This is a genomic window from Bartonella heixiaziensis, from assembly GCF_046245125.2.
Lineage (GTDB): Bacteria > Pseudomonadota > Alphaproteobacteria > Rhizobiales > Rhizobiaceae > Bartonella > Bartonella heixiaziensis.
Genome location: NZ_CP176404.1, coordinates 407,230 through 434,122 on the forward strand (window position 1 = coordinate 407,230; position 26,893 = coordinate 434,122).

Here is a 26,893-nt window from a genome sequence, read left to right on the forward strand (position 1 = left end):
TCGATCGTGCTCGTTGAACTGGGTCATATTTTTTTATCTGCAGCCTTTGCAGTGAGTTTATTAGGAGCATTTTTGCCTGCTTTGGGTATTTGGTGGAAAGAGCGTTCGTTGATGCAAACGGTAGTTCCCCTAACATATATTACTTTTGCATTATTACTCTTATCTTTTTTGATTATTGTTCACGCCTATACCGTATCTGATTTTTCTGTTTTGAATGTTGTTGAGAATTCTCATTCGGAAAAACCCATTCTGTATAAAATCACGGGTGTTTGGGGTAATCACGAAGGGTCCATGTTGTTATGGGTTTTAAGTCTCGCTTTTTTTAGTGCATTGATGGCGTTGTTTAGTCAACATTTGCCAGAACAGTTTAAATCACTCATTTTAATATGCCAAAGTTGGATTATGAGCGCTTTTCTTTTATTTATTCTTTTTATGTCCAACCCGTTTTTACGCGTTAATCCACCGGCATTGCAGGGAAATGATCTCAATCCTCTTTTACAAGATATCGCATTAGCAATTCATCCGCCACTTCTTTATTTAGGCTACGTTGGTTTTTCACTTTGTTTTTCTTTTGCAATAGCAGCATTAATTATGGGACATGTTGATGGGGTTTGGGCACGTTGGGTTCGTCCCTGGATTCTCCTTTCTTGGTGCTTTTTAACATTGGGTATTATGGTTGGGTCCTATTGGGCTTATTATGAGTTGGGATGGGGAGGGTATTGGTTTTGGGATCCAGTTGAAAATGTTTCATTTATGCCTTGGCTTTCAGGTACGGCCCTTTTGCATTCTGCTCTTGTTCTTGAAAAGCGGGAGACATTGAAAAGTTGGACTTTATTTTTAGCACTTATGACTTTTTCCCTTTCCCTTATGGGAATTTTTCTTGTTCGTTCGGGTCTTTTAACATCTGTTCATAGTTTTGCTGTCGATCCGGCACGTGGTTTGGCAATTCTTACACTTCTATTCTGTTTCACGGGAGGAGCTTTTCTTCTCTTTGGGTTGCGCATACCTGTTTTCAAAACAGGGAGATTATTTCAGCCAATTTCGCGTGAGGGTTTTATTGTTTTAAATAATTTGTTACTTACAACAATGACAGCGACAGTATTAATTGGTACACTCTACCCTTACTTTATTGAAGCATTCACTGGACAAAGAATTTCTGTAGGTGCTGCTTTTTTTAACCTTACCTGTGGGCCTTTAATGGTGTTATTGTTGCTGTTGGTTCCGTTTGGATCAATGATGGCATGGAAACGTGGTGATTTTCTTGCGATTGTTGAGCGGTTGTGGTTTGTTTTTATATTAGTCTGTGCAATCTGTTTTATAACATTTTATGCCACATCTTTTCGCGATATTTTCGCAGCTTTAGGAGTGGGGCTTTCAGCTTTTGTTTTTGTAGCCAGTTTAGCTGATCTTTGGGGAAAGAGTGGGCATCGAAAGATAGCTTTATCAGTGAGGATTAAGAGATTTATTGGATTACCATGGTCCGCTTTTGGTGCTGCAATGGCGCATATGGGGTTAGGTGTGACATTACTTGGTATTACTTGTGTCGCGACTTTTACACAAGAACGTATTCTAACCATGCATATAGGAGACATGGTAACGATAGCAGGTAAAACTCTTCATTTGGATGAAGTGCGCAATGGCGCTGGCCCGAATTATTCTGCAATGGAGTTTCATTTTACAATATATGAAAATAAAAATGCTGTGCGCAACGTAATAGCTTCAAAGCGGTTCTATTCAAGCCAAAATACCGCAACAACGGAAGTTGGTATTCAAAATCATGGCTTATCTCAGTTATATATTGTGCCAGGACGTATAGATGATCAGGGGCTTGTTGTGCATATATGGTGGAAGCCTTACGTGATTTGTGTTTGGTTAGGGGCTTTGATGATGGCTATGGGCGGATGTCTTTCTCTTTTGGGGTATTGGTTCCGTATTGAGTTGCATCGACGTATAGCCTCCTGCTTTAAATTTGTTGAAAAGGCATTGAGATGAAAAAGGGACTGTTGTTAGCTTTACTTTTTTTTGTCACTTTTTTTTCGCTGTCGTTAGCGATAGCTGTGGAGCCAGATGAAATTTTACAGGATAAAACTTTGGAATCGCGTGCACGTGAGATTTCATCATATTTGCGTTGTCCAGTTTGCCAAAATCAAACAATTGATGCTTCAGATACTTCACTAGCACGTGATTTACGGCTTTTGATCCGCAAAAGACTGAAAATGGGGGAGAGCAATCAGCAGGTAATTGATTTTCTTGTTGAGCGATATGGTGTATTTATTCTCTTGAAACCACCATTTAATAAAACAACGTGGTTTTTATGGTTATCGCCTTTGATCATTATCATCATGAGCGCAAGCACCATCTTTTTCCGGATAAGACGGTACAGATACGAAAAAATAATTACTTTAAATACTGATAAAAAAACAGCTCCCAATGCCGTTGGGTTAAAAGAGATATTACATGAAGAAAAATGAGGTCGTTGAAATGAGTCACTCAGCTTTATTGATAATTATGCATTGTTATGACCTTAAATCTTACAAAACTTTAATAATTTAGACAGAAAACGGTAAGGTCTAGTGTTTTATAAGTGATCGGAATCTGGATAAAAAATATGACTGAATAGGAGTATATACCAAATGGTTAAAAAAACTTTCTTCACAACATTAGCGGCAGTAAGTTTTTCTACTGCTTTAGAAACTGCACTGTTTTTTAGTGGAAGTGGATCAAGCTTGTGGACGACAGAGGCTCATGCAAATTCCGTATCTACTCCGTTAGTGCAACAGCAGGGATTTGCAAATATTGTTTCTCAAGTCAAACCTGCTGTTGTTTCAGTGCAAGTGAAGAGCAATAAAAAGAGAAAAGATCGGTTTTTTAGTGAATTTTTTAGTGGTCCAGGATTTGACCAATTGCCAGATCAGCATCCGTTGAAAAGGTTTTTTGAAGAATTTTATGATCGTGATAGGTCTAAAAACAAGCCTTTGACGCGTTCGCATAGACTTCGTCCTATAGCTTTTGGATCGGGTTTTTTTATTTCGTCTGATGGTTATATTGTAACTAATAATCACGTAATTTCTGATGGCACAAGTTACACTGTTGTTCTTGACGATGGTACAGAAGTGAATGCAAAGCTCATTGGGACGGATAAGCGAACCGACCTTGCAGTCTTGAAGGTAGATGAAAAAAGAAAATTCTCCTATGTTGATTTTGGTGATGATTCAAAGCTGCGCGTTGGTGATTGGGTTGTTGCTATCGGTAATCCATTTGGTCTTGGTGGAACTGTAACAGCAGGTATTGTTTCGGCACGTGGCCGTGAGATTGGCACTGATATTTATGATGATTTTATTCAAATTGATGCTGCTGTTAATCGAGGAAATTCTGGTGGTCCAACTTTTGATCTTAATGGAAAGGTTGTTGGGGTTAATACAGCAATTTTTTCTCCTTCTGGAGGAAATGTTGGGATTGCTTTTGCTATTCCGGCAGCGACAGCCAAACAGGTTGTGCAACAACTTATCGAAAAAGGTTCAGTTCAGCGTGGTTGGTTGGGAGTTCAGATTCAGCCTGTAACGAAAGAGATTGCTGACTCTGTAGGTTTGAAAGAGGCTAAAGGTGCTTTAGTGGCGGATCCGTCAAAGGGACCAGCAGGAAAAGCTGGTGTTAAGGTAGGTGATGTGATTATTTCAGTGAATAATGAAAAAGTTAATGATGTTCGTGATTTAGCGAAACGTATTGCAAGTATGAGTCCAGGAGAGACGGTGACGTTGGGTGTCTGGAGAACGAGTAAAGAGGAAAATATCAAGGTTAAACTTGCTTCAATGCCTGAAAATGTAGGTAAGCAAGAGGGTTCAAAATATTCAGATGAACGCAGTGATTCAGATGAAACATTAGAAGATTATGGTTTGATTGTAGCGCCTTCTGATGATGGTTTAGGATTGGTTGTCACTGATGTAGATTCAGATTCAGATGCTGCAGATAAAGGAATACAACCAGGTGATGTGATTGTGACAGTAAATAATAAACCTATTAAAAAAGCCTCTGATATTACTGATGCAATCAAAAATGCGCAAAAGCTAGGACGGCCAGCTATACTTCTACAAGTGCGAACAAAGGATCAAAATCGTTTTGTTCCTCTGCCAGTTTTCAAAAAATAATACCTTTTTAATGGTAGGATAGGGGTCTTTTAAACTTCTATCCTACAACACGATTTAATAAAATAACGGAGATGCGTTTTATGAAGATACTCGTTATCGAAGATGATCATGAGACGGGGCGTTATCTCGAAAAAGCTTTTGGAGAAGCAGGGCACTCAGTTGATGTTGCGTATGATGGGGATACGGGATATGTTTTAGCCGAAACGGAAAATTATGACGTTATGGTTGTTGATCGGATGCTTTTGCATCGTGATGGTCTCTCTATTATTACTGAATTGCGGTCTAAAGGCAACGAAACACCAGTTCTCATCCTTTCAGCTTTAGGGCAAGTGAATGATCGCGTGATGGGTTTACGTGCAGGGGGTGATGATTATTTAACAAAGCCTTATGCTTTTTCTGAACTTCTTGCTCGTGTTGAAGTATTGCAACGGCGGAAAAATCCTAAAGAGGCAGAAACTGTTTATTACGTAGGCAATCTTGAACTTGATAGGTTAGCACATACAGTGAAACGGGGTGATAGAAATATTGTATTGCAACCACGAGAGTTTCGTTTACTTGAATATTTAATGCGGTATGCTGGGCAGGTTGTTACACGCACTATGCTTTTAGAAAATGTTTGGGATTACCATTTTGATCCACAAACAAATGTCATTGACGTTCATATATCCCGTTTAAGAGCAAAAATTGAAAAAGATTTTGATGTCCCACTTCTTCATACTGTGCGTGGAGCTGGATACATGTTGAAGGCACCAGATAAAAAAAGATGAATCGTTTTATCAATATAATGCGCACAACTGCGCTAAGACTCTCAGCACTTTATATTTTACTGTTTGGGTTAGTTGCAACAGGGCTTTCTATTTATATAACGGCATTTTCTATTTCATTGTTAACCGAACAAACCGAACAGGCTTTGCGTGAAGAGTTAAAACGTATCGAAAATGCTTATAATTACGGTGGGTTACCTTTATTGATACGCACGATTGATTATCGTTCACGACAACCAGGAGCTTTTCTTTATCTTGTTACTGATCCTATGGGGCGTATTTTAGCAGGCAATGTTGCGCGTATTGAATTAGGCATTTTGAATCAGAATGGTTTTCTTTCCAATTCTTTTTTGTATTCACGTTTTGGAGAACATGGAAAAACAAGTGAACATCGCGCTTTGGCAATTATTATTGATTTACCCAATGCTATGAAGATTCTTGTGGGGCGGGATTTGGATGAACCAGAACGTTTTGCAGCGGTTATTCGTAAAGCAGTCATGATTGCTCTTGTAGCAATGGTTGGTGGTGCTTTACTCATATGGTTTTTCGTTGGTAGGCGCGCATTGCAAAGGATTGATCATGTGACGGCTGCGTCACAGCGCTTGATGGATGGTGATTTTAGTGGGCGTTTACCTGTTTCTGGGGTAGGGGATGAGTTTGATCGCTTGTCTGCTAATCTTAATGTTATGTTAGACCGCATTGAAGAATTAAATATTGGTTTGCGTCAAGTATCGGATAATATTGCTCATGATCTTAAAACACCGCTGACACGCCTTAGAAATCGTGCTGAAGCAGCACTTTCGGGAAAAAAAACTAAGTTTGAATATCGTCAAGCACTTGATGGTGTTATTACTGAATCAGATCAGCTTATTCGGACTTTTAATGCTATTTTAATGATTTCGCGTATTGAAGCCAGCAGTACGATTGAGCATCTTGAGACGATGAATATGAAGCTAATCCTTGAAGATGCCGTTGAACTTTATGAACCTTTCGCTGAAGAATCAGGTGTTTTGCTTCGGTTAGGGGATACATTTGATAAAGAGCTTAAATTGAATCGTGAGCTTATAGCGCAATCGATTTTTAATCTTATAGATAACGCAATTAAATATGCGTCTAAAGATGGAAGGAAGGCAAAGGTTTGCTTATCGATGGAATATCGTGGTGAACATTTGTTGGTTGTCGTTAGCGATAATGGTCCAGGAATTGCAGCAGATAAACGTGAAAAAGTAACAGAACGATTTGTTCGCCTTGAAGAAAGTCGTACACAGCCGGGTTTTGGTATTGGGTTAAGTATAGCAAAAGCTGTTATGAAATTGCATGGGGGGGAACTATTACTTGAAAATGCAAATCCAGGGCTTAGGGCTGTTTTATTATTTCCTTGAATTTAGCTTTGCTTCATTATTTCATTTTAATACCGATGACCTTTTTTCTTTGCAGTATAATGCATAGAAAAAAGGTAAAACGCCTTTCAAGGGAGAATAGATGAAAAATGCTTTTTTAAAAACACAGCTTCTCTCTTTATGTCCCCTTGATGAGAGTGGTTCTCAATGGCTGAAAAATATTGAAGAACAAGCAAGGAAAGAAAATTTAGAATCGCTTGTTTCTTATATTTCAAATAAGGGAAAGCAAATTGAGTTTATAAGTGCAGTTATGACCTTATCTCCTTTTTTGCGTGAGGTTTTGATTGCTAATCCATCATATCTTATCCCCTTATTGAATGTCGATATAGAAACAAGGCTGAGCGAAATTATAGATGATATTGCAGCCATTGATAAGAGTGAATCTATACAAGAAACTTCATTGATGGCAGCTTTAAGACACAAAAAACGGGAAGCACATGTTCTCATTGCTTTAGCTGATTTGAGTGGTGTTTTTACTTACGAAATTTCATGCACTTGGTTGACTCGTTTGGGAGAGGTTGCATTAAGTGTAGCTCTTCGTTTTCTTTTAAGAGAAGCGCATGGTCATGGTAAGATAAGTTTGTCGAGTCGTGATGATCCAGAAAAAGATTGTGGTTTAATCATTTTAGGGATGGGAAAATTGGGGGCGGGAGAACTTAATTATTCTTCTGATATTGATCTTATCGTTTTCATTGATGAGACGTCACCTCATATTGGTAATATTGCTGAGAGTATAGATGTATTCTCTAAAATGGTACGCCGATTGATCCGTATCATTCAAGAACGCACCGCGGATGGGTATGTCTTTCGTCTTGATTTTCGACTTCGACCAGATCCAAGCTCAACCCCTTTGGCCTTACCAGTAAGAACTGCATTGCGTTATTATGAAGGGCGTGGGCAAAATTGGGAGCGAGCAGCGATGATTAAAGCACGTCCAGTTGCTGGCGATAAAAAGGCAGGCTTTAATTTTCTCAAAGAGCTTTTTCCTTATGTATGGCGGAAATATTTAGATTATGCTGCGATTGCTGATATCCATTCGATCAAACGTCAAATCCATGCTTATAAAAATTATGGTCAAATCGCTGCTTATGGTCATAATATAAAATTGGGACGAGGTGGTATTCGTGAGATTGAGTTTTTTGTCCAAACACAACAGCTCATTGCTGGTGGGCGTTTTCCTCAATTACGTGGACGTCAGACAGTTGCAATGTTAGCAGAACTTTACGCGCTTGGTTGGATCAGTGAGAAAACAAAAGATAGCCTTGTAAAAAGTTATGCTTTTTTACGAAATGTGGAACACCGTATTCAGATGCTTGCAGATGAACAAACGCATCTTCTTCCAAATGATGTTTCTCAGTTTACGAGTGTTGCCTATTTGATGGGCTATCAAGAGACTAGCAGTTTTATCTGCGATTTATTAAAAACGCTTCAGGTCGTTGAAAGACATTATGCGGCACTTTTTGAGAACGAGCAAGAACTTGGTTTAGAAATTGGAAATTTAGTTTTTACAGGTGAAAAAGATGATCCAGAGACATTAATAACATTAAAACGTTTAGGTTTTGAAAGAGGGAGTGATATTTGTAGAATTATGCGTACACTTCATTGTGGGCGTTATAAAGCTACTCAATCTGCTGAAGCACGTGAGAGATTAACAGAGTTAACCCCAGCACTTTTGAAAGCTTTTGGTGCAACAAAACGAGCTGATGAAGCGATGTTGCGTTTTGACAGTTTTTTACAGGGCTTGCCTTCAGGAATACAGCTTTTTAGTTTATTGCAGTCTAATCCCTCTCTGTTAGATATGTTGGTGCTTATCATGGGAGCTGCTCCGCGTCTTGCAGAAATTATTACACGAAAACCACATGTTTTTGATGGGATGCTGGATCCAAAAATTTTTTCAGAGTTGCCAACAAGAGCTTATTTGGAAAATCGACTTGAATATTTTCTTGAAGGCGTAATCTCTTATGAAGAAATTCTTGATCACTTAAGGGTTTTTGCTGATGAACAACGTTTCTTGATTGGTATTCGGATTTTAAATGGCGCAATTACGGGAAATAGAGCAGGTTTTGCATTTACTGCACTTGCTGATCTTGTAATTGCAAAAACATTTACGGCCGTCCAAGAGGATTTTTCTTGTCTTCATGGCAGTATTAAAGGTGGGCGTGTTGGTATATTGGGTATGGGTAAGCTTGGAAGTCGTGAATTAACGGCTGGTTCGGATGTTGATCTTATTTTTCTTTATGAACATGATGAGGATGCAGAAATGTCTGATGGGGATAAACCTCTTTATGTCTCTCAATATTATACCCGTTTAGCACAGCGCTTTGTTGCGGCTTTATCTACTCCTACAAGCCAAGGTATCCTTTATGCTGTTGATTTAAGATTGCGTCCATTAGGCAATAAGGGGCCTGTTGCGGTTTCTTTTCAATTTTTTAGGAAGTATTATCGTAAAGAAGCATGGATATGGGAATATCTTGCTTTAACACGGGCGCGGGGTGTAGCGGGGGATCCTGATTTCTTGCGAAAATTAGAAAGTGAAGTTTGTACAATTCTTGCTTGTTCTCGTGATAAGAAAAGCGTTACAAAAGCAGTGTGCGATATGCGTGCTTTGATTGCAAAAGAAAAACCACCGAAAAATCAATGGGATTTGAAAACGATGCTTGGTGGTATTATGGATCTAGAATTTATAGCCCAATTTGCTGTTGTTACTCACGTGCTTGAGTTTCAAATTGGAGCGACTACAGCAGATATTTTGGCTCGTATACCCAATAGTTTTCTTAGTCAGTCATTTGTTTCTGAGTTACATCGTGCCTATAGTCTCTATACAAACTTGAGTCAAATTATACGCCTTTGCTTAAATGATGCTCTTAATCCTAATGATATGCCACTTGGATTAAGCGATCTTTTGTTAAGCAGTGTTGGAGAACCTGATTTACCTCGTATTGAAAAATTAATCGAGGAGATGGGGAAGTCCGTACGTTCAATTTTCAAACGAGTAATAAAAATCTGACATGTTCATTGGCTGGCGTATTTCCCTTATTTTCTTTTTCTCTACTTCCAATTACAATAAAATTGATTATGAAAGAAATAAGGGAAAAATCAAAGCACCGTCACTTTCAAAAAAGTGTATTATTTCTAATTAGATCAGAACTTTTAGCTAGAGCACGATCAAATACAGCTATGTTTTTCAAACATGGGCTTCGATCTGGAAGTGATTTAATCAGGGGGGTATTCTTGATCCCTGAATTTTCTCGTATAGTGAATTCTTCTCTTGCTGTTCTAGAAATTCTTAAAGTTGGCTAGCGAACGTGGCTTAATTTTACATGTAACAAAGCAGAAACTTATTATGGATGGAAGCTTACAAAGTGATATCATAGCAACTGTATTAGGTATGATGCACAAATTGAACAGCATTTAATTCAAACACGTACAAAATAAGCATTGACACAATTTGCGGCATGGTTTGGCTTTTCTGTTGGTCGTATTCGTGATTGGGAGCAAGGTCGATATTCTATCGATGCATAAAGTATTGCTTTCTGTCATTGAAAACGAACCAGAAGCTGTAAACCTTATTTTTAAAAAGGCTTTATCGGCATAAAGGAGGTTTTTATATGTTGAGTAAAGATGAAATTAAGCGCTGTCGTCTCTATGCTGAAAGTGCATTGGCAAGCCAACGTTTAGAGGGATTAGAACCAAGTCCAAAAGTCGTTGGCAAATGGATCGTGTTATTATTGGAGAGCTTGAAATAAGTGGTGTAATCAAAGATTATATGGAGCGTGTAAAACGTGGAGAAGTATAAGGGGGGGCGGTGATCCTTATACTGATCCTAAAACTGGTGTGATGTATAATCGGCTTGATATTAAAGACTAAGCCACACTGGAGCGTGTAGAATCTACTATCACTTATGCAAGATCTTATGAACTTATGCATACTCCTATTGGTGGTAAGTTTGATCTCAATTATATGAAAGAGATCCATAGGAAACTGTTTGGTTACATATATGAATGGGCGGGACAAACTCGTTTAGTGGATATTGCCAAAGGCAATAGTATGTTTCTAGTTATAATCAGATTGAAAGTTATGCACCGAAGATTACGCAAAAGCTTGCAAAATAACAGTATCTGCGGGGTCTTGACGCTGATGAATTTAGCCAAAGGGATGGATATTACGTGGACGAGTTGAATGCGTTGCATCCGTTTCGAGAGGGGAATAGGTGTACTCAACGTGAATTTATGGGGCAACTTGCTCGTGAAGCTGGTCATCATATCAATTGGAAGGTTATTGAGCAACAAGAAATGATAAAGGCATCAATTGCGGCACATTTCGGTAATTCTAAATTACTGTCTGTACTTATCTGTAATAACCTTATCGAATTTCCTCTTACATTGAGACAAATAAAGAATTGTTGCAAAAACCAAAAGAAAAGATTGAAATGCTTTAGAATAGAGCAAAGACAGCCTTTGGTAAGCTTGAAAGACAAGAATACAAGATTAAACAATCACAAAAAGATTTGATTGGTGCTTCAAAAGCAACAGAACGAGCTCCCTACCTTGCCTGCTTATACGGATACTTCTAATCTAGAACAGAAGGCGCTAAGCGCTCTTAAAAACGAAAAATCTTATATTGATAGCTTAAAGAATTAAATAATCGTTTGAAGTCTGTCTACAAAGACCCTCATTCTGTTGCGCTTAGGATTGAACAAACAATTTTAGCGGGGAAGGGCGATAAATTGCCTGATATTTTGGATAAAGCGCCCGATAAAGCTGGTGAGCTGCGTGTTTAAGGTCGCCTCATAGATCGATTAAAAACAGCAAGGAAAGAACGTAAAGAGACACTTTATAATATTCCTCTTGTCATTTCTACCGTTAGAAAGCTCCAATCCTTTTATAAAAACGCCTATGAACAAAAGATAGATAAATTTACCTGTTAAAATCCGATCTTTTATTTTCAAAAGCAAAAACATTGCCAAGCAAATTATGGGGAGAGTGAGCAAACCATCTGTCATGCCTGTTTTGGTTTTTGCTGGATATTCTTTCCAACCAAACATTCCGGCAAAACGCCGCCCCGTCTCATAGCGTATTTCTATAATTTCTTTTCCCAAAATAAGACGGTCTGAATAAACAGAAGATGCTATTGTCTCCCACGTGAGTGGAACACGTTCACGACGACCACCAACCAGTTGGTGAATAAATTCACTTTGCTGCGAAAAAATGTTCCCCATAGATGAGGGGTGGAGAAAAAATTTTTCGCAATATCCGATTATATGGTGTTGAAACCTGTGAAACACGGCAACTTGCTTCACGCAATGGGATTAAGTGGCCATGTGGTGCTTTTGTCACGGTGTGGCTTGTGACAAAAACAATGGATAATGTTACTTGTCGGCAAGCGCGTGTCATTCAACAGGTTTATTATGCGCAGTGTTTTGTTGATGGGGTTGATCTTGCGCGTTTGGGGCTTGTAGAAGGGATGATGGTTTTGACAAAGGATCAGCATCATTTTCCCTCACCAGCAGATTATAAAAACTTACAATTTGCCGCGCAGAAAGCACAAAATGGACTCTGGTCTAGCGAATTTGATCAACCAGAAGATTGGAGAAGAGACAATGGCAGTTATAATCCCATTGATCCTAATTAATGGTATAAATGATCGAATTTAATGTGTTTTTACTGGCTGAACGATATTCCACAATGAGCCTATCAGGTAAAAGTTGAATATATCCACTTTGTATCTTGATGGACAACGCTCGTTATGGAAAATGGTTGTTTTTTTAATAAGCGTAGTCACTCGTATAGCTTGGTTATTACAGCACTATATGGGAACTGCGTTCTTCCCTTATAACATCGCTTCGCTATGCTTTGATATGAAAGGTTATCCGCCTCTCAAACTCTCATGCCCGTTCACCAAAATCATGAGATCAGATTCGCGTTTATTGAGAGGACGAATAAACCTTGGTTCTTAGGGTCAAGAAAACCATTTCATGTTGCCTAATGGCACCTTTGACCAATTAATCAATGCGGTTTGTTTTGTCCTTCTTATACGGCTCAGAAATCATAGTATGAGGGAAGAGCTTCTATTGATGCCTAAACGGCATCTTCTAATGTGTTAAATGGAAAAAACAACAAAAAGGATACAAGAGAAAGATTCAAAGTATAGAAGAAGTTTTCCTATTTTGTGAAATCTTCGAGATCTGTTTTGTATTCATAAGATGGAATATCTCGCTTAGCAGAAATGACCTGATATGATATTCTTTATATGAAAGCAATTTTCTCTCCTTTTAAGAATAGAATAGGATTAATCCAATATTGATTAGGTAATTTTGTCTTTAAAATCCCTTTTTGTATGAATTCTGTTAAACCATTGTGAAAAATTCTGTCGACTATATCGCGCTTTCTTTATTAATTACCCCATAAAATTAAATGAGGATAACACTTCTGTTGTCTTTATCTTTTGACTTATTGGATTGATATTCCTCTCAAACGATTACTAAGGCACGATGACCTGCTTGCGATAAATTAAAAACTACGTGAATGCCATCAGCAAATATTTCTATAAAATTTTCTTCATTTGTTTTTTCTGAACATAAATTATAGGTGCGAGCTCTGTTTTATAAGTATCGGAATTGATCAATTTTTGTTGTATAATGCATGCTTTTACAATTTTGTTGTTGGTAAAGATTTCAGTTTTTTAAGAAAATGATTTGAATACAGTAAAATATTTTTGCTTGCGCAAGCTTATCTTATCCATATTGATAATGGAAGCATACAGAGCAAAGGGGGATAAAAAGCTTTATTGATTTTTTTAGGAACTCTTATTTTCTTTCAAATATGATGTTACGGCTGTTCGAGTAGTGCCGAGCAATGCTCAAAAGATATACAGTTTGTGAAACTTGATAATAAGATAATTTTTGAGCCAAGATATAAAGAAATTAAACAATTCCCGTGCCATATTCTGTTTAAGGTTGCTTACACTTTGCCATTTAAATTTTATTTTTTTTATGACTGTGATATTTTTGCTACAGATTTTTTGAAAAAAATATGAAACCATCTGTAACGTAATAACGTAATGTTATAACGCAACGTAAGTTATAATAAAGTTATTAAGTTATAATGCAAGTTATAATGTAATGTTATGTGTCACATTAGCTTTTAGGGGAGCAATTATGACTACAAAATATTTAATCACAACATCTATTTTTGCTTTAATTTCAGTTTCTGCAGTACAGGCAGCGGACGTTGTTGTTCCTGAACAACCCGTCCCTGTTATTGCAGCTCCGTCCTTTTCTTGGTCAGGTTTTTACCTTGGAGGCCAAATTGGTAATTTTTCAAGTAAGATTAATTCAAGTTATCTAAAAGATGAGAGCATAGGGGAGTGGATTCCAATTGGAAAGGAGTTTTTGCCTAAACTTTCTGGTTTCGTAGGCGGTATTTATGCAGGTTACAATGTTGATATCGATAATGGTTTTATTATAGGTATTGATACGGATGTAATGTGGTCTGATAAAAAGGACAAAAAAGATATTAAGTCGCCGAGAAAGGACAAAACCACAGTCGTACCAGAAGAGCTCGGAAGAACGAGTCGAACAGAAGATCTCGTGGAAGGAAATGGGGGGATGCCTGATCAAATTGTGCATCATACTTTAAAACAAAAATGGTCTGGTGCCACGCGCGTGCGAATTGGTTTTTCGGCTGATCATATAATGCCTTATGTTGCAGGAGGCGTTGCTTATACGCAGCTTCGAAATATTTATGAGATGACAGATGATACAACAAGTAGAGCAGCTGTTTCTTCTGATTTGTTGTCTGATGAGAAAAAAAAGATGGTTGGTTATACCCTTGGAGGTGGTATTGATTTTGCAATGACTAATAATTTTATTGTACGTGCGGAATATCGTTACTCAGATTATGGTAAGAAGAAATTCGCAAATGAGAAAGTTGAAATTGGTTACAAAACGAATGATTTTCGTGTTGGTGTCGCTTACAAATTTTAATTTAACTCTAGGTTAAATATAAGGAAAGCCCTATCTCGTGGATGGGGCTTTTATTTTTTGTAAATTTTTACAGTAATGAGATTATTCGAGGTGAGGTTTAAATTATCTATTGCTTTCGATTTTTCCTCTTTAAGTACATTAACATTGCAGATATTTCGCATGTTTGAGCAAAAGCAGGTGTGGTTTCGGAAAATAAGCTGATCTTATTACTATTTACTATACGATGACAAACAGAGTCATTTTGTGTGTATGCAAAATATTTTAGTACTTGTGAAAAGGTATAAATTGCAAGAGTAGGTTGGTTGATTATTTTCCCTGTAAAATTTTTCAAAGGTGCACTGCTACATGATTGTTATTTTAAGTTTTCTTTTTTCTTATAAAGGAAGATTGAAAAATTCTATTTTCTGACTTTATTTGTATTTTCCAATACCAAAATATAGGTATACTAGAATGCTGAACGCTCCTTTAAACAGAGTTTTGTTTCTGAGAGAAACATCGATAGGGGGGCTTTTAGTGGCAAAGTCTCCTAAAGGGATTTGTAATATAGCGCTAGGAAACACTACTGAACAATTGTTACAAGAATTTATGGTGCGTTTTGATGATGCACAACAAAACGTTGATGACGGCGTGTTTAATAGAGAGATCTCATATATTGTTGCAATGGTGGAAACTCCTCATCTGGTGAGGAGGTACGATTTTTCCTTAGATATAAATGGTACAGTTTTTCAAAAAAAAGTCTGGTCTGCACTTTGTAAAATACCATGTGGTAAAACTCTTTCTTATGAAGAGTTAGCGCAACATATCGGTATGCCTAAAGCTTTCCGTGCAGTTGCTAATGCTTGTGCGTGTAACGAATTAGCGTTAGTTATTCCTTGTCACCGTGTAGTGCGCAAAAATGGCTTCATTTCTGGTTATCGCTGGGGTGTCAGGCGAAAAAAGATTTTGCTACAACGGGAACAAAAAGAGGGCATTTAAAATGGATTTAACTTTGTTTGATTGGCATTGTAATAGTTACAGTTGTACCTTTCATTTCTTTAGAGATGATTTCAAGTTTTCCTTTGTGTAATTCTAATAGAGATCGTGAGATGGCCAATCCAAGTCCTGATCCGGTGTGGGTTTTGGTAAATTGATTTTCAACTTGTTCAAAAGGTTGCCCAAGTTTTTTTATCGCTGATTGAGGAATACCAACTCCTGTATCTTTAATTTTAAAGACAAGATTGTTTTTTTTCTGGAAAGCGCAGACATCAATACTACCACCAGAAGGTGTAAATTTAACAGCATTGGAGATAAGATTAAGAAAAATTTGTCTCATTGCACGACAGTCAACCTCAGCGTGAAGTTCTGGAGCAATGTTTGTTGTAACAGAAATATTTTTTTCTTGAGCTTGTGGTGTGAGTGTTCGCACTGCTTCGCTAATAATGGGCTCAAGATCGATATTTTTACAATCAAGGGTAAATCTTCCTGCTTCGATTTTAGACATATCAAGAATATCATTGATAAGCGTTAGAAGATGAGTTCCTGAATTGTAAATATCATGCATATATTCTTTATAGCGTTCTGAACCAAGAGGACCAAAGGTGGATTGCAACATGATGTCTGAAAAGCCAAGAATGGCGTTAAGTGGGGTGCGCAATTCATGGGACATATTGGCTAAAAACTCTGATTTAGCTTTGTTAGCACTTTCAGCGCGCTCTTTTTCTGCCTTGAGACTTTTATTAAGTTTTTCAACTTCTGTGGCACGTTGTTGAGCACTTCCTCGAGCACGTTTGAGTTCTTGAATGAAAGAAAAAAGGCGTCTTTCACTGTCTTCAAATTTTTCTTGTTGTTGTTTAAGCTCAGAGATGTCCGTACCAATGCAGACAAGTCCGCCATCTTGGGTGCGCCGTTCATTGATTTTGAGCCAACAGCCATCTGCTGTTTGGCGAATGCTGGTTAAGTTACCACTACCATCATCTTTGAGGGGATATTCACTAATTGCAGGACGGGACATAGCTTCGACAGTTGCGCGTTGGATGCCTGATTGTAGAACCTGTTTAGGGATAGCGGCATATTCGCAAAATTTGCTGTTGGACATGACTAAACGTCCTTCTGAATCCCACAAGACAAAAGATTCTGAAATATTTTCAATAGCATCACGAATACGAAGGTCAGCTTGCGCTGTTTGTTCAGCGAATTGACGCTGTTCACTAATATCGAAGGAAATACCAACCAAATGGGGTTCTTCTTCTTCAGTAACTTCAGCACGAATCCGCATCCAGACATAATGTCCATCGGCATGACGCATGGGAATGTTAATATCGATATGCTTTTTTTTACCGCTCATTAATTCTTGAGCAAGATCAAAAAAGTTCGCATCATTTGGATTAATAATGGCGGTAATTTGGGAAATTGATAGCAGTGCATCTTGAGGAACATAGCCGAGCATTTCATACATTGCTCGTGACCAATAGACGCGTCCACTTGCCATATTCCAGTCCCATAGTCCACAGCGTCCACGCATCATTGCCATATCAATGCGAGTTTGATTTTTTTCTGAAACCAGATCCGTTTTGCGTGCTCGTACAATTTGGTTGTAATAAGCATAAAGAAGAGCGAGGATAACGCCACTAGTTCCAATGAAAAGGGTTATATTTAACGAGAGAATTTTCCGCCATTCCATGTAAATATGTTGTATTTTTTCACTGATGAATACCCCATATTGTCCATTTTCTGTTTGCTGAAAGGAAGCGAGAGCAGGAATATCTTTCCCTATTGTAATTTTCATGATTCCAGCATGTTTTCCCAGAGATTGTAAAGCAATGCTTTCAGAGGTAAAATCCTGTAAGGGTTTTCCTAAAGTAATCTCGGAATTTGATGAAGCTAGGACATAGCCTTTTTGATCGACAATGGTAATAATAGTGCTGGTTTTGATAAGACCTTTGTTACGAAAATTGGTAAGGATATTTTGTAAATGATTATGAGAAAGAGCAGCAGTTTTTCCTTGTCGAGTGGCGGCAAGTAAGTCACGGTCAATTGTATTGGTAATATGAGAAGCTAAGAGAGTGATGGTAGAACGCGTGTTCTTATCAATCGTGTTACGCCAATCATAGATTAACACAAAACGAGTTACCGCTAATACAACAAGAAATGCAAGAATTACAAATGGGAGTGAACGTCGCAGCCAAGGTTCAATAAAAAGAAGTTTTTGATAGGCTGAACCAGAAAACAGATTGATATGCTTTTTCTGCGCTTTATGATTTTGAGCGCTTGATTTTGAATCAGCATACACCTCCGTTGGCGCATGATATGCGTCCAATTTAGCCATTTCCAGTTCCTTTAATTATGGAATAATGTAATTTAAAAACTGCTTCAATATTCATAGTAACCCCATCGAGTGCAATGAATCAAAACAGGAGTCCTCTGTCCAGTCTTTTTTTTAAAAAAAGTAATTTTACTTTTATGAGCGTGGAGTATGGAAATAAAAAGAAATTTGAACATACCTCATAAACAGGCTTAAATCACCTGTTTATGGGCTGGCTGTTACCGAAGAGCTAAATTATGTTTTTACATGAAAAACATTATAATATATTGATTATAATGTTTTTTTTCGTTAAGAAAGCATGCGATTGATGATATCAGCCACATCGCTTGACAATTGAGGAGCTGCTGCAATTGTTTTTAATGCGGTTTCAAGTTTTTGTTGCCGAATGGGCTCTAATTGTCGCCAAGAGCGCAGAGTTGTTAATAACCATGAAGCAAGTTGTGGATTTTTTTTATCAATTTCTAAAATGATTTGGCAAAGAAAATCATAGGAGGCACCATCAATTCTGTTAAAGCCTGTTAGGTTGTGAGACGCGAAGACACCAATCAAGGCACGCACACGATTGGGGTTATCTTTTGAAAAGAGCGGATGTTGCATAAGTTTCTGAACATGGTCAAGTGTTGATGATCCTGCAACCATTGCTTGAATGGAGAACCATTTATCCATGACCAAAGGATCATGGCGATAGCGTTTTTCAAAATCATTTAAAGCATTTTGCGCCTGCTCACTTTTATTAAAGCGCTTTACTAACGTGGTTATACTAGCCATGCGGTCAGTCATATTATCAGCAGTTGCATATTGTGTAGCAGCACGATTTGGTTGGGCTTCGGCGATGGAGAGATAGTCTAGCATAATATTCCGCAATGCTCGTTTTCCAGCTTGTGCAGTGTTTGGTGAATAGGGTTCATGAGTCTCCATTTGCATATAAACTTTTGTGAAGAGCTCTTGATGTGTATGCGCGAGCGAAGTTAAAAACTGATTGCGCACATGGTGAATACGCTCTGGATCAACATTTTTACCAAGTGTATGGGCAAGTTCAATTTCGCTCGGTAAACTTAAACAAAATGCACGAAACTCAGGTTCAAGACTTTCATCTGTAACGATAGCTTCAATCAATTTTATCAAAGCAGAAGGCATACTCTCTTTTGCTTTTGTTTCATCTTGAATGGCTTGAATGAGCGCTTGCGTCATTAAATGGTTAAGTGACTGCCAGCGATTAATTTGGTTGCTATCATTTTGTGCAAGAAAAGAGAGTTCGCTTTCATTGAAGGGAGTTTGTAGATTGATGGGCGCAGAGAAATCTCTAAGCAGTGATAAAATTGGTTTTTCTCTCACTCCTCTTAATATGAATGTTTGGTTTTCTTTGGAGAGAAGCATAACATCTGATTGAATATCCGCATCAGATTCATAAGTGAGAGATTCTCCGTTTTGTCCTAAGAGTCCAAAAGCGATAGGGATAAGCATAGGTTTTTTTATATTTTGTTGCGGTGTTGTTGGAATATGTTGCTTTGCATGAATTGTGAGAACGCCATCGCTATAATGGTGGTCGATTTCTACATGGGGTGTGCCAGCTTGTTCATACCACAGCATGAATTGTGAGAAGTCTCGACCAGAAACTTCAGCAAAACAAGCAATGAAATCTTCAATTATGCAAGCTTGTCCATCATGACGTTGAAAATAAAGATCCATACCTTTACGAAATAGCGTAGATCCTAAAAGAGTATGCACCATGCGGACCACTTCCGCTCCTTTTTCGTAAACGGTTGCGGTGTAAAAATTGTTGATTTGGCTATATTGGCGAGGGCGAACAGGATGGGCAAGTGGTCCAGAATCTTCAGTAAATTGTCGAGCTTTCAATATTTTTATGTTTTCAATTCGCTGTAAACTACGTACATTCTGATCTGAGGAAAATTCCTGATCACGGTACACGGTTAATCCTTCTTTTAAACAGAGTTGAAACCAATCACGGCAAGTAATACGATTACCGGTCCAATTATGGAAATATTCATGTGCAATGATACGTTCAACATTTCTATAATCCTGATCGGTTGCTGTTTCAGGATCTGCCAGAACATACTTATCATTAAAAATATTGAGTCCTTTATTTTCCATTGCTCCCATGTTAAAATCGGAGACAGCAACAATATTAAAAACATCAAGATCGTATTCGCGTCCGAAACACTGCTCATCCCAACGCATGGAACGTTTGAGAGCATCCATTGCATAAGTTGCTCGTTTGGTTTTTCCCTTTTCTACATAGATACCAAGTTTGATACGCCGGCCAGATACGGTGGTAAAATAATCTTCTATTTTATCAAGATCACCACCAACTAAAGCGAAGAGATAAGATGGTTTAGGATAAGGATCTTCCCAAGTAGCAAAATGACGGTTACCCTCAAGAGTTCCTGTTTCCACAAGATTTCCATTGGAAAGCAAGATAGGGATTTCCTGAGAATCCGCTTCAATTGTTACTGTATAGGTAGAAAGAACATCTGGGCGATCGTAAAAATAAGTCATACGACGAAAACCTTCCGATTCACATTGTGTGCAATAGACACCGTTTGAAAGATAAAGTCCCATGAGTTGGCGGTTGCTTTCAGGATTCAGTTCTGTGACCAGTTGCAATGTGAAAGGGGTTGTTGGTGGGTTTGTAATTTCTAGATATGAAGGCGTGCTTTTATAAGCGTTTGAGGGTAATGCCTCACCATTGATAGCAACAGAAATGAGAGTAAGATCATCACCAGAAAGTATAAGAGGCATTCTCTCTTTTGTACCGTGTCGCGCTTCAATCAACAATGTTGCTGTCACGGAGGTTTTTTGGGGATCTAAACAAAAGTAAAGCTGTGTTTTGAGGATAGCGTAAGGTGTTGGTTGGTAATCTTCCAAACGATAAATGGGCGTTGTTGATTGTTTCATAACTTTTTCCTGACTGTATTTTAAGAGTGCGAATGAGAGAAAGGACGTTTCTATTTTAGGGGCAGGTAAGGTTAAAGAATTACGAGAGATTATCTAAGCGGTTTTTTACTTCTAAGAAGTCTATCCATGTAAGCTTTTTTTGACTCGGCGTTCTGAGCAGATAAGCGGGATGAAAAGTTGGCATAACAGGTATTTCAACTTCATCTTCTCCTACATAAGTATGCCATTTCCCCCTTGTTCGAATAATTCCATTTTGAGTTCCGGTAAGAAATTGCGTAGCAACCCCTCCCAATGCTATTAGGACACGAGGCTTAGCCAGTTGAATATGCCGTTCAATAAAGGGACGGCATAATGCGACTTCTCTTGGTGTTGGTGTTCGATTTCCTGGTGGACGCCATGGAATAGTATTAGTTATGTAAACATTTTGTCTTGTGAGTCCGATTGCTGCGAGGATTTTATTAAGCAACATACCAGCTTTTCCCACAAAAGGAATACCTTGCAGATCTTCTTCACGCCCTGGTGCTTCTCCGATAAGCATGAGTGCGCTTCCCGCTGTTCCATCTGAAAAACAGGTGTTTTTCGCTGTCAGTTTTAAGGAGCAGCCATTAAAAGCAAGAAGAGCAGATTTTAATTCATCAAGTGTATTTGCGCTTTTAGCTATTTCTGTAGCGGAAAGTTCATGTTGCACTATACTAGGGTTAGGCAGCAGATGATAATGTGACTTGATGGTTTGCGATGTCTGTTGATTATGAGAAATGTTTACTGTTTGTGTCGTTTTTTTCTCTAAGGAGGCAGATTGGCTAAAGCGGTCAATAGGTGCATCAGTCAGAACGGCATCAGCACCACTCTCTTTATAGAAGCTTAGAAGTTCTTCATACGAGATTGAATACTGAGTTTGGTTTGACATTGTTTCTTTCTTACCCATTGATCCGCTTATGAATAAACCAGACAGAATTATTCTTCAAGCTTTATGGTGTTCTCGTTTCTAACCTTATTATAAGAATGCCGATGAAACATAACGTGATGTTAATTTTAGGGATCTTTTTGACAGTGGTTTAAAAGTAATGTGTGGGTATATGCTTTTGCTTTTTTTACCGCTTCAGTCATAGATTCATTTAACGCCAAATGTGCAGCAATAGCGCTGGAAAGGGTACAACCTGTTCCTCGCATTGTTCCTGTTAAGCGTGGCGTGGAAATATGTAGAATTTCAGTTTTATTAATAAAGCTATCCGTTGCTAGATGGCCCTCTGCATGTCCACCTTTTATCAATATCGAGTGAGGACCAAAAGATAGAAGTTTTTTTGCTTGTTGTATTGCTTGCTTATCATGAGATGCCAATGGACTTTGGCTAAGAAGAGCAAGTTCTTCTCTATTCGGTGTTAAAAGATCAACATGAGGAAGCAGTTTATCGATCATGGTGTCGATGATTGTTTCCGTTGTTAGTTTTCCTCCTGATGAAGCGACAAGTACGGGGTCCAGAATAACTGGAACATAGGGATAGTCTTTGAGTACGTTACAGATTGCTGTTATAATTGCTTTTGTCCCCGTCATACCGATTTTTATTGCGCTTATAGGATTTGCTTCTAGGGCAGCACGCATTTGCGCAGCGACGAGGTCTTCACGCATTGGAATGATTTCGGCAACGCGGTTATCATCTTGTACGTTAACACAAGTGATTGCTAAATTTGCTTTTATTTGAAAATATGCAGCGGTTTCTATATCACGAACAATACCGGCACCTCCTGTTGGATCCGTGCCCGCAACAATAAGAATGGAAGGTATCAACGCCATGTTTGTGTCACTTTTATCCACTGCTGGACACGCTCTTCAGGTTTTTTATGGAGGATAATATCAGTCACAACAGCAGCACTATTTGCTCCTGCTTTTAAAACATCAACTGCGCGTTCTGGTGTTAAACCACCAATACCCACCAAAGGTAAAGCACCAATCCGCTTTCTCCATTGTTTGATTTTTTCTAGTCCTTGCGGCATCCATTTCATTTTTTTTAAGATTGTCGGATAAATAGGACCAAGTGCAATATACTCAGGATTAACAGAGAGTGCGATATCCAATTCATGTTCATCATGTGTACTAAGACCAACTTTTATACCACTTTTACGAATTGCGTGAAGATCAGCATTGCTTAGATCTTCTTGTCCCAGATGAATAAAATTGCACTTTTCATCAATTGCTATTTCCCAATGATCATTAATAATTAATTGTGCTCCCAATTTATTGCATATGTTTTTTGCGCGCTTGATATGTTGACGGATTATTTGTTGATTTTCATGTTTCATACGCAATTGTACGAGCTTGATGCCAAGAGGGAGCAAACATTCAACCCAATCAGCGTTATCAACGATGAGGTAAAATGGATCCAGTTTCATGAAAATACTGCTTTTCCAATGACTGGCGTTGAAGGGACTGCTACATTGCGTGCTTCGATCATGCCAGCTTTATATCCCATACGTCCTGCTTGAACAGCTTTAGAAAATGCTTCAGCCATTAAGACAGGATCACCTGCTTTAGCAACTGCGGTATTAAGCAGTACTGCATCATAACCGAGTTCCATCGCAATGGCGGCATGTGATGGGCGTCCAATGCCGGCATCAATAACAAGAGTAGCGTCAGGAAGGTAAGCACGGATAGAACGCAGTCCATCAGTATTATGAGGTCCTTTGGCAGAACCAATAGGAGCACACCAAGGCATAATAACACGGCAACCAATGTCGAAAAGTTTTTCAGCAACAATGAGATCATCCGTTGTGTAAGCAAAAATTTTGAAACCTTCATTGTTTAAAATTTGCGCTGCTTCGATTAAGGAAAAAATATTTGGCTGTAAGGTGTCTGGGTTTCCTATCACTTCGAGTTTAATCCAAGCTGTTTTAAAGAGATCTCTTGCTAATTGCGCTGTGGTTACGGCCTCTTTAACAGTATAACAACCAGCAGTATTAGGAAGCACTGTTACCCCAAGTTCTTGAAGAAATTGCCAAAATTGTCCACCTTGTTTTCCACCTGCCGTTTCACGGCGTAAGGAAACAGTCACAATTTCCGTATTCGATTTATAAATAGCATCACGAAGGATTGCTGGTGAAGGATATTGCGCTGTACCTAATAGAAGACGGGAAGAGAATTGTCGTCCATAAAGATTCAGCATAATTTTAGCCTCCTTGCATTGGGCTTAAAATTTCAATTTTATCTCCTTCATGCAAGACAAATTGGCTTCGTGCATCTATGGAAACAACTTCAGCGTTAACAGCGGTTGCAAGCCAATTTCCTTCATACCCCAATTCTTCAAGTAAGAGACCGAGAGTCATAACTTCTGTTTGGACTGTTTCACCATTAACAAATATTTGCATGCTTTATTCTAATGCCAATTTCATTGCTCGTTTTGCCATTTCTGGAGATAAAAGAAAACCATGTCTATAAAATCCATTAATAGAAATACAATTACCATCTTTATGCACAGAAGGGAAGTTATCAGGATAACATGGACGAACACCAACGCCAGATTCAATAATTTCTGCTTCAGCAAAAGCAGGATGTAAAGTATAAGCCGCGTTGAGCAGTTCCATCATTGATCTCACTGAGATTGCACCATCAAAGTCACTTTCAATCATTGTTGCGCCAATCATAAAAATATTATCTTGTCGAGGTACAATGTAGAGAGGAAACCGTGGATGAAGAAGACGAATTGGACGCGAAATTTTAACATCGGTGCAACGCACGAGAAGCATTTCGCCGCGTACGCCCCGTATATTTTTATCTTTTCCTAAACGTGCTATTCCTGTCGCATCAATAACAATATCAAAATTTGTTTCAGCTGTCTCTACATCAACAAAACACGCTCCATTGTTGAGAAGTTTTTCTTTTAAAGCCATAAGTGCTTTGCGAGGATCAATATGGGCCTCATTTTCATAAAAGAGCGCACAGTTAAAACGTTCCGCAAGATCTGGTTCAAGATGAGCTATTTCTATATTATCTATGGTTTTGTGATTATGCGTGCGTCCAGAAAATCGTTCAAGCTCTCCTCTATCTCGTGTAGGTGCAACCACTAAAGTGCCTTTTTGTATGACAAGGTTGGGGAGTGTTTTACGCCACCACTGTATAGCTCGTATACCAAGATCTTCAACAATCTGTTCCGCATTTTCTCTCTCACAGTAAGGTGCGAGCATTCCTCCTGCATACCAACTAGCACTTCCTATAGGAGAATGAGGGGGAGCCGATATAGTAACAGAAACACCTTTTTGCTGTAACATAAAGGCAACCGTTAAGCCGCCTACACCCGCACCTTTGATAAGAATGTTCTTCAACTGTTTACTTTCTCTTTTTGAGGAGAAACGATTTCCATATAAAGATCACCATTTTTTTGATATTTCTCGGCCATGGCGATCATACCTTCCCCTTTTGTTTTTCTTATTGCTGCTGCCTCACGAATATCATGAGAAATACGCATAGAACAGAATTTTGGTCCACACATGGAACAAAAATGTACCAATTTATGGGCTTCTTTAGGCATTGTCTCATCATGAAAGGCACAAGCTGTTTCCGGATCAAGAGAAAGGTTGAATTGATCATGCCATCTAAAATCAAATCGTGCACGCGAAAGAGCATTATCGCGCAATTGTGCTCTAGGCAAACCTTTGGCAAGGTCAGCGGCATGAGCAGCAATTTTATAAGTGATCACACCAGTTTTTACGTCATTCCTATCGGGGAGTCCTAGGTGTTCTTTAGGTGTTACATAACACAACATAGCTGTTCCAAACCATCCAATCATAGCGGCACCAATTGCTGATGTAATATGATCATAACCAGGAGCAATGTCGGTTGTAAGAGGTCCCAAAGTATAAAAAGGCGCCTCATGACAGAGATCTAATTGTTGCTCCATATTTTCTTTAATTTTGTGCATTGGGACATGCCCAGGACCTTCAATCATAACCTGTACATCTTTTTCCCAAGCAATTTTTGTCAATTCTCCCAAAGTTTTAAGCTCTGCAAATTGGGCTTCATCATTGGCATCGGCAATAGAGCCAGGGCGCAATCCATCCCCCAAGGAAAGAGAGATGTCATACGTGCGTGCAATATCACAAATTTCATCAAAATGTTCATAAAGAAAACTTTCTTTGTGATGATGCAAGCACCATTTTGCCATAATAGAACCACCTCGTGAAACAATACCTGTTACCCGATCAACGGTTAAAGGGATAAAAGGTAGTCTTAATCCCGCATGAATGGTAAAATAATCAACACCTTGCTCTGCTTGCTCAATAAGGGTATCATGGAAAATATCCCATGTTAAGTTTTCAGCAATACCCTGTACTTTTTCAAGTGCTTGATAAAGTGGAACAGTCCCGATGGGAACAGGGGCATTTCGAATAATCCACTCACGAATATTATGAATATTTCGACCTGTTGAGAGATCCATAACTGTATCTGCTCCCCAGCGAATGGCCCAAACCATTTTATCAACTTCTTCTTCCATAGATGAAGTCACTGCTGAATTGCCAATATTGGCATTAATTTTAACACGAAAATTACGCCCAATAATCATGGGTTCGCACTCTGGATGATTAATGTTTTGTGGAATAATGGCGCGTCCACAAGCAATTTCATTGCGAACAAATTCGGCAGTATAAATTTCTGGTATTGATCCAGCAAATGTTTCATTTGATGGTACATTTTGCCGTTCTTTTACTGCTAATCCTTCATTTTCTCGTATAGCCACATATTCCATTTCTTCGGTAATAATGCCTGCGCGCGCGTAAGCCATTTGTGTAATTGCTTTGCCATTTTTTGCTCGTAAAATGGGACGTTTTTGTTTAAAGGTTGGTGTAAGGTTTTTATCAGAAGCCAATCCATTATCTTCAGGTTTCACTAATCGTGCAGGATAAGTTTCAGTATCATCCCGCTTAGAGAGCCAAGGCAAGCTAATTGCTGGCAAGCCTTTTGTAATATCAATGATCATATCTTTATCTGTGTAGGGGCCAGAAGTATCGTAAACGTTTAAAGGTTTCTCACCACTGCCATCAGTCAGTGAAATTTCACGCAATGGTACGCGCACATCAGAAAAGATAGGACTTTGTTGATAAATTTTGCGTGAAGCGGGAAAGGGGCTACAACTGATTGATGGAGTATTTTTCTGCACAAACTTTTTCCTTATAGATACAGAGTTCAAAAATAGGTTGCGATGTTAATGGGGATGTATTCAAATTATCAATTACGAGCATGCGGATGAATAGAAATAGCATTGCTTTATAGCAAAGAGAACCCAATAAAGCTCAAGAAAATTTATTTTGAAAAATTGATACAATATCTATTCTAATATTTGCATGCCTCCTCCCACTTAAAGTATTTTTGTTAATACGAATATGGTTGGCTTAAAT

General features: G+C 38.5%; 21 protein-coding genes and 3 pseudogenes. 14 read left to right on the forward strand and 10 right to left on the reverse strand.

What is annotated here, in order from left to right:
* Positions 1 to 6: 6 nt before the first annotated feature.
* The 11 genes and pseudogenes from ACKC4Y_RS01765 (at position 7) to ACKC4Y_RS01815 (ending at position 11,089) form a co-directional block, all read left to right on the forward strand.
* Complete coding sequence (locus ACKC4Y_RS01765; protein WP_409361702.1) at positions 7 to 1,992, forward strand: heme lyase CcmF/NrfE family subunit; 1,986 nt, start codon at positions 7 to 9, stop codon at positions 1,990 to 1,992.
* Positions 1,989 to 2,471 carry a cytochrome c-type biogenesis protein gene (locus ACKC4Y_RS01770; RefSeq protein WP_409361703.1) on the forward strand — a complete coding sequence of 161 codons (483 nt, stop codon included), beginning with the start codon at positions 1,989 to 1,991 and terminating at the stop codon, positions 2,469 to 2,471. Before ACKC4Y_RS01765 ends, ACKC4Y_RS01770 begins: the two co-directional genes overlap by 4 nt.
* A gap of 162 nt (positions 2,472 to 2,633) precedes the next feature.
* Complete coding sequence (locus ACKC4Y_RS01775; protein WP_409361704.1) at positions 2,634 to 4,145, forward strand: Do family serine endopeptidase; 1,512 nt, start codon at positions 2,634 to 2,636, stop codon at positions 4,143 to 4,145.
* Between the two features lie 80 nt (positions 4,146 to 4,225).
* Positions 4,226 to 4,912 (forward strand): winged helix-turn-helix domain-containing protein, encoded by a 687-nt coding sequence (locus tag ACKC4Y_RS01780; RefSeq protein ID WP_409361705.1) that lies wholly within the window; start codon positions 4,226 to 4,228, stop codon positions 4,910 to 4,912.
* Positions 4,909 to 6,291 (forward strand): sensor histidine kinase, encoded by a 1,383-nt coding sequence (locus ACKC4Y_RS01785; protein ID WP_409361706.1) that lies wholly within the window; start codon positions 4,909 to 4,911, stop codon positions 6,289 to 6,291. Before ACKC4Y_RS01780 ends, ACKC4Y_RS01785 begins: the two co-directional genes overlap by 4 nt.
* A gap of 100 nt (positions 6,292 to 6,391) precedes the next feature.
* Positions 6,392 to 9,316 carry a bifunctional [glutamine synthetase] adenylyltransferase/[glutamine synthetase]-adenylyl-L-tyrosine phosphorylase gene (locus tag ACKC4Y_RS01790; RefSeq protein ID WP_409361707.1) on the forward strand — a complete coding sequence of 975 codons (2,925 nt, stop codon included), beginning with the start codon at positions 6,392 to 6,394 and terminating at the stop codon, positions 9,314 to 9,316.
* Between the two features lie 218 nt (positions 9,317 to 9,534).
* A pseudogene (locus ACKC4Y_RS01795) lies at positions 9,535 to 9,741 on the forward strand (recombinase family protein); the annotation flags it as partial.
* A 16-nt stretch (positions 9,742 to 9,757) separates the two neighbouring features.
* Positions 9,758 to 9,904 carry a hypothetical protein gene (locus ACKC4Y_RS01800; RefSeq protein ID WP_409361708.1) on the forward strand — a complete coding sequence of 49 codons (147 nt, stop codon included), beginning with the start codon at positions 9,758 to 9,760 and terminating at the stop codon, positions 9,902 to 9,904.
* Positions 9,905 to 9,917: 13 nt separating this feature from the next.
* Complete coding sequence (locus ACKC4Y_RS01805) at positions 9,918 to 10,055, forward strand: antitoxin VbhA family protein (RefSeq protein ID WP_409361709.1); 138 nt, start codon at positions 9,918 to 9,920, stop codon at positions 10,053 to 10,055.
* A gap of 483 nt (positions 10,056 to 10,538) precedes the next feature.
* Positions 10,539 to 10,820 (forward strand): hypothetical protein, encoded by a 282-nt coding sequence (locus ACKC4Y_RS01810; protein ID WP_409361710.1) that lies wholly within the window; start codon positions 10,539 to 10,541, stop codon positions 10,818 to 10,820.
* Positions 10,821 to 10,957: 137 nt separating this feature from the next.
* The gene (locus ACKC4Y_RS01815; protein ID WP_409361711.1) at positions 10,958 to 11,089 is read left to right on the forward strand and encodes a hypothetical protein; all 132 of its coding nucleotides are present in this window, start codon (positions 10,958 to 10,960) and stop codon (positions 11,087 to 11,089) included.
* 195 nt (positions 11,090 to 11,284) lie between these two features.
* Here ACKC4Y_RS01815 and ACKC4Y_RS01820 read toward each other — a convergent pair.
* A pseudogene (locus tag ACKC4Y_RS01820) lies at positions 11,285 to 11,524 on the reverse strand (VirB4 family type IV secretion/conjugal transfer ATPase); the annotation flags it as partial.
* Between ACKC4Y_RS01820 and ACKC4Y_RS01825 the strand changes: the two are divergent.
* The 3 genes and pseudogenes from ACKC4Y_RS01825 to ACKC4Y_RS01835 form a co-directional block, all read left to right on the forward strand.
* Positions 11,523 to 11,940 (forward strand): annotated as a pseudogene (locus ACKC4Y_RS01825) (nuclease); the annotation flags it as partial. The pseudogenes ACKC4Y_RS01820 and ACKC4Y_RS01825 overlap by 2 nt on opposite strands.
* A 1,525-nt stretch (positions 11,941 to 13,465) precedes the next feature.
* Positions 13,466 to 14,293, forward strand: a complete 828-nt coding sequence (locus tag ACKC4Y_RS01830; RefSeq protein WP_409361712.1) for an outer membrane protein — start codon at positions 13,466 to 13,468, stop codon at positions 14,291 to 14,293.
* Between the two features lie 450 nt (positions 14,294 to 14,743).
* On the forward strand, positions 14,744 to 15,268 hold the full coding sequence (locus ACKC4Y_RS01835; RefSeq protein ID WP_409361713.1) for a methylated-DNA--[protein]-cysteine S-methyltransferase: 525 nt from the start codon (positions 14,744 to 14,746) through the stop codon (positions 15,266 to 15,268).
* 7 nt (positions 15,269 to 15,275) lie between these two features.
* Here ACKC4Y_RS01835 and ACKC4Y_RS01840 read toward each other — a convergent pair whose 3' ends face one another.
* From ACKC4Y_RS01840 to thiC, 9 genes are all read right to left on the reverse strand, one after another.
* Positions 15,276 to 17,597 carry a sensor histidine kinase gene (locus tag ACKC4Y_RS01840; protein ID WP_409361714.1) on the reverse strand — a complete coding sequence of 774 codons (2,322 nt, stop codon included), beginning with the start codon at positions 17,595 to 17,597 and terminating at the stop codon, positions 15,276 to 15,278.
* A 285-nt stretch (positions 17,598 to 17,882) separates the two neighbouring features.
* Positions 17,883 to 20,510 (reverse strand): aminopeptidase N, encoded by a 2,628-nt coding sequence (gene pepN, locus ACKC4Y_RS01845; protein ID WP_409361715.1) that lies wholly within the window; start codon positions 20,508 to 20,510, stop codon positions 17,883 to 17,885.
* A 79-nt stretch (positions 20,511 to 20,589) separates the two neighbouring features.
* Entirely contained in the window at positions 20,590 to 21,417 is an 828-nt protein-coding gene (locus ACKC4Y_RS01850; RefSeq protein ID WP_409361716.1) for a uracil-DNA glycosylase, read from the reverse strand.
* A 125-nt stretch (positions 21,418 to 21,542) separates the two neighbouring features.
* Complete coding sequence (locus ACKC4Y_RS01855; RefSeq protein ID WP_409361717.1) at positions 21,543 to 22,301, reverse strand: hydroxymethylpyrimidine/phosphomethylpyrimidine kinase; 759 nt, start codon at positions 22,299 to 22,301, stop codon at positions 21,543 to 21,545.
* Positions 22,292 to 22,897 carry a thiamine phosphate synthase gene (locus ACKC4Y_RS01860; protein ID WP_409361718.1) on the reverse strand — a complete coding sequence of 202 codons (606 nt, stop codon included), beginning with the start codon at positions 22,895 to 22,897 and terminating at the stop codon, positions 22,292 to 22,294. The genes ACKC4Y_RS01855 and ACKC4Y_RS01860 overlap by 10 nt, the downstream gene beginning before the upstream one ends.
* Positions 22,894 to 23,667 carry a thiazole synthase gene (locus tag ACKC4Y_RS01865; RefSeq protein WP_375638612.1) on the reverse strand — a complete coding sequence of 258 codons (774 nt, stop codon included), beginning with the start codon at positions 23,665 to 23,667 and terminating at the stop codon, positions 22,894 to 22,896. Before ACKC4Y_RS01865 ends, ACKC4Y_RS01860 begins: the two co-directional genes overlap by 4 nt.
* Positions 23,668 to 23,671: 4 nt before the next feature.
* Positions 23,672 to 23,869 (reverse strand): sulfur carrier protein ThiS, encoded by a 198-nt coding sequence (thiS, locus tag ACKC4Y_RS01870; protein ID WP_012754917.1) that lies wholly within the window; start codon positions 23,867 to 23,869, stop codon positions 23,672 to 23,674.
* 3 nt (positions 23,870 to 23,872) lie between these two features.
* The gene (gene thiO / locus ACKC4Y_RS01875; RefSeq protein WP_375638608.1) at positions 23,873 to 24,823 is read right to left on the reverse strand and encodes a glycine oxidase ThiO; all 951 of its coding nucleotides are present in this window, start codon (positions 24,821 to 24,823) and stop codon (positions 23,873 to 23,875) included.
* A complete protein-coding gene (gene thiC / locus ACKC4Y_RS01880; protein ID WP_409361719.1) occupies positions 24,820 to 26,655 on the reverse strand; it encodes a phosphomethylpyrimidine synthase ThiC in 1,836 nt (611 codons plus the stop codon). The genes thiO and thiC overlap by 4 nt, the downstream gene beginning before the upstream one ends.
* Positions 26,656 to 26,893 lie beyond the last annotated feature (238 nt).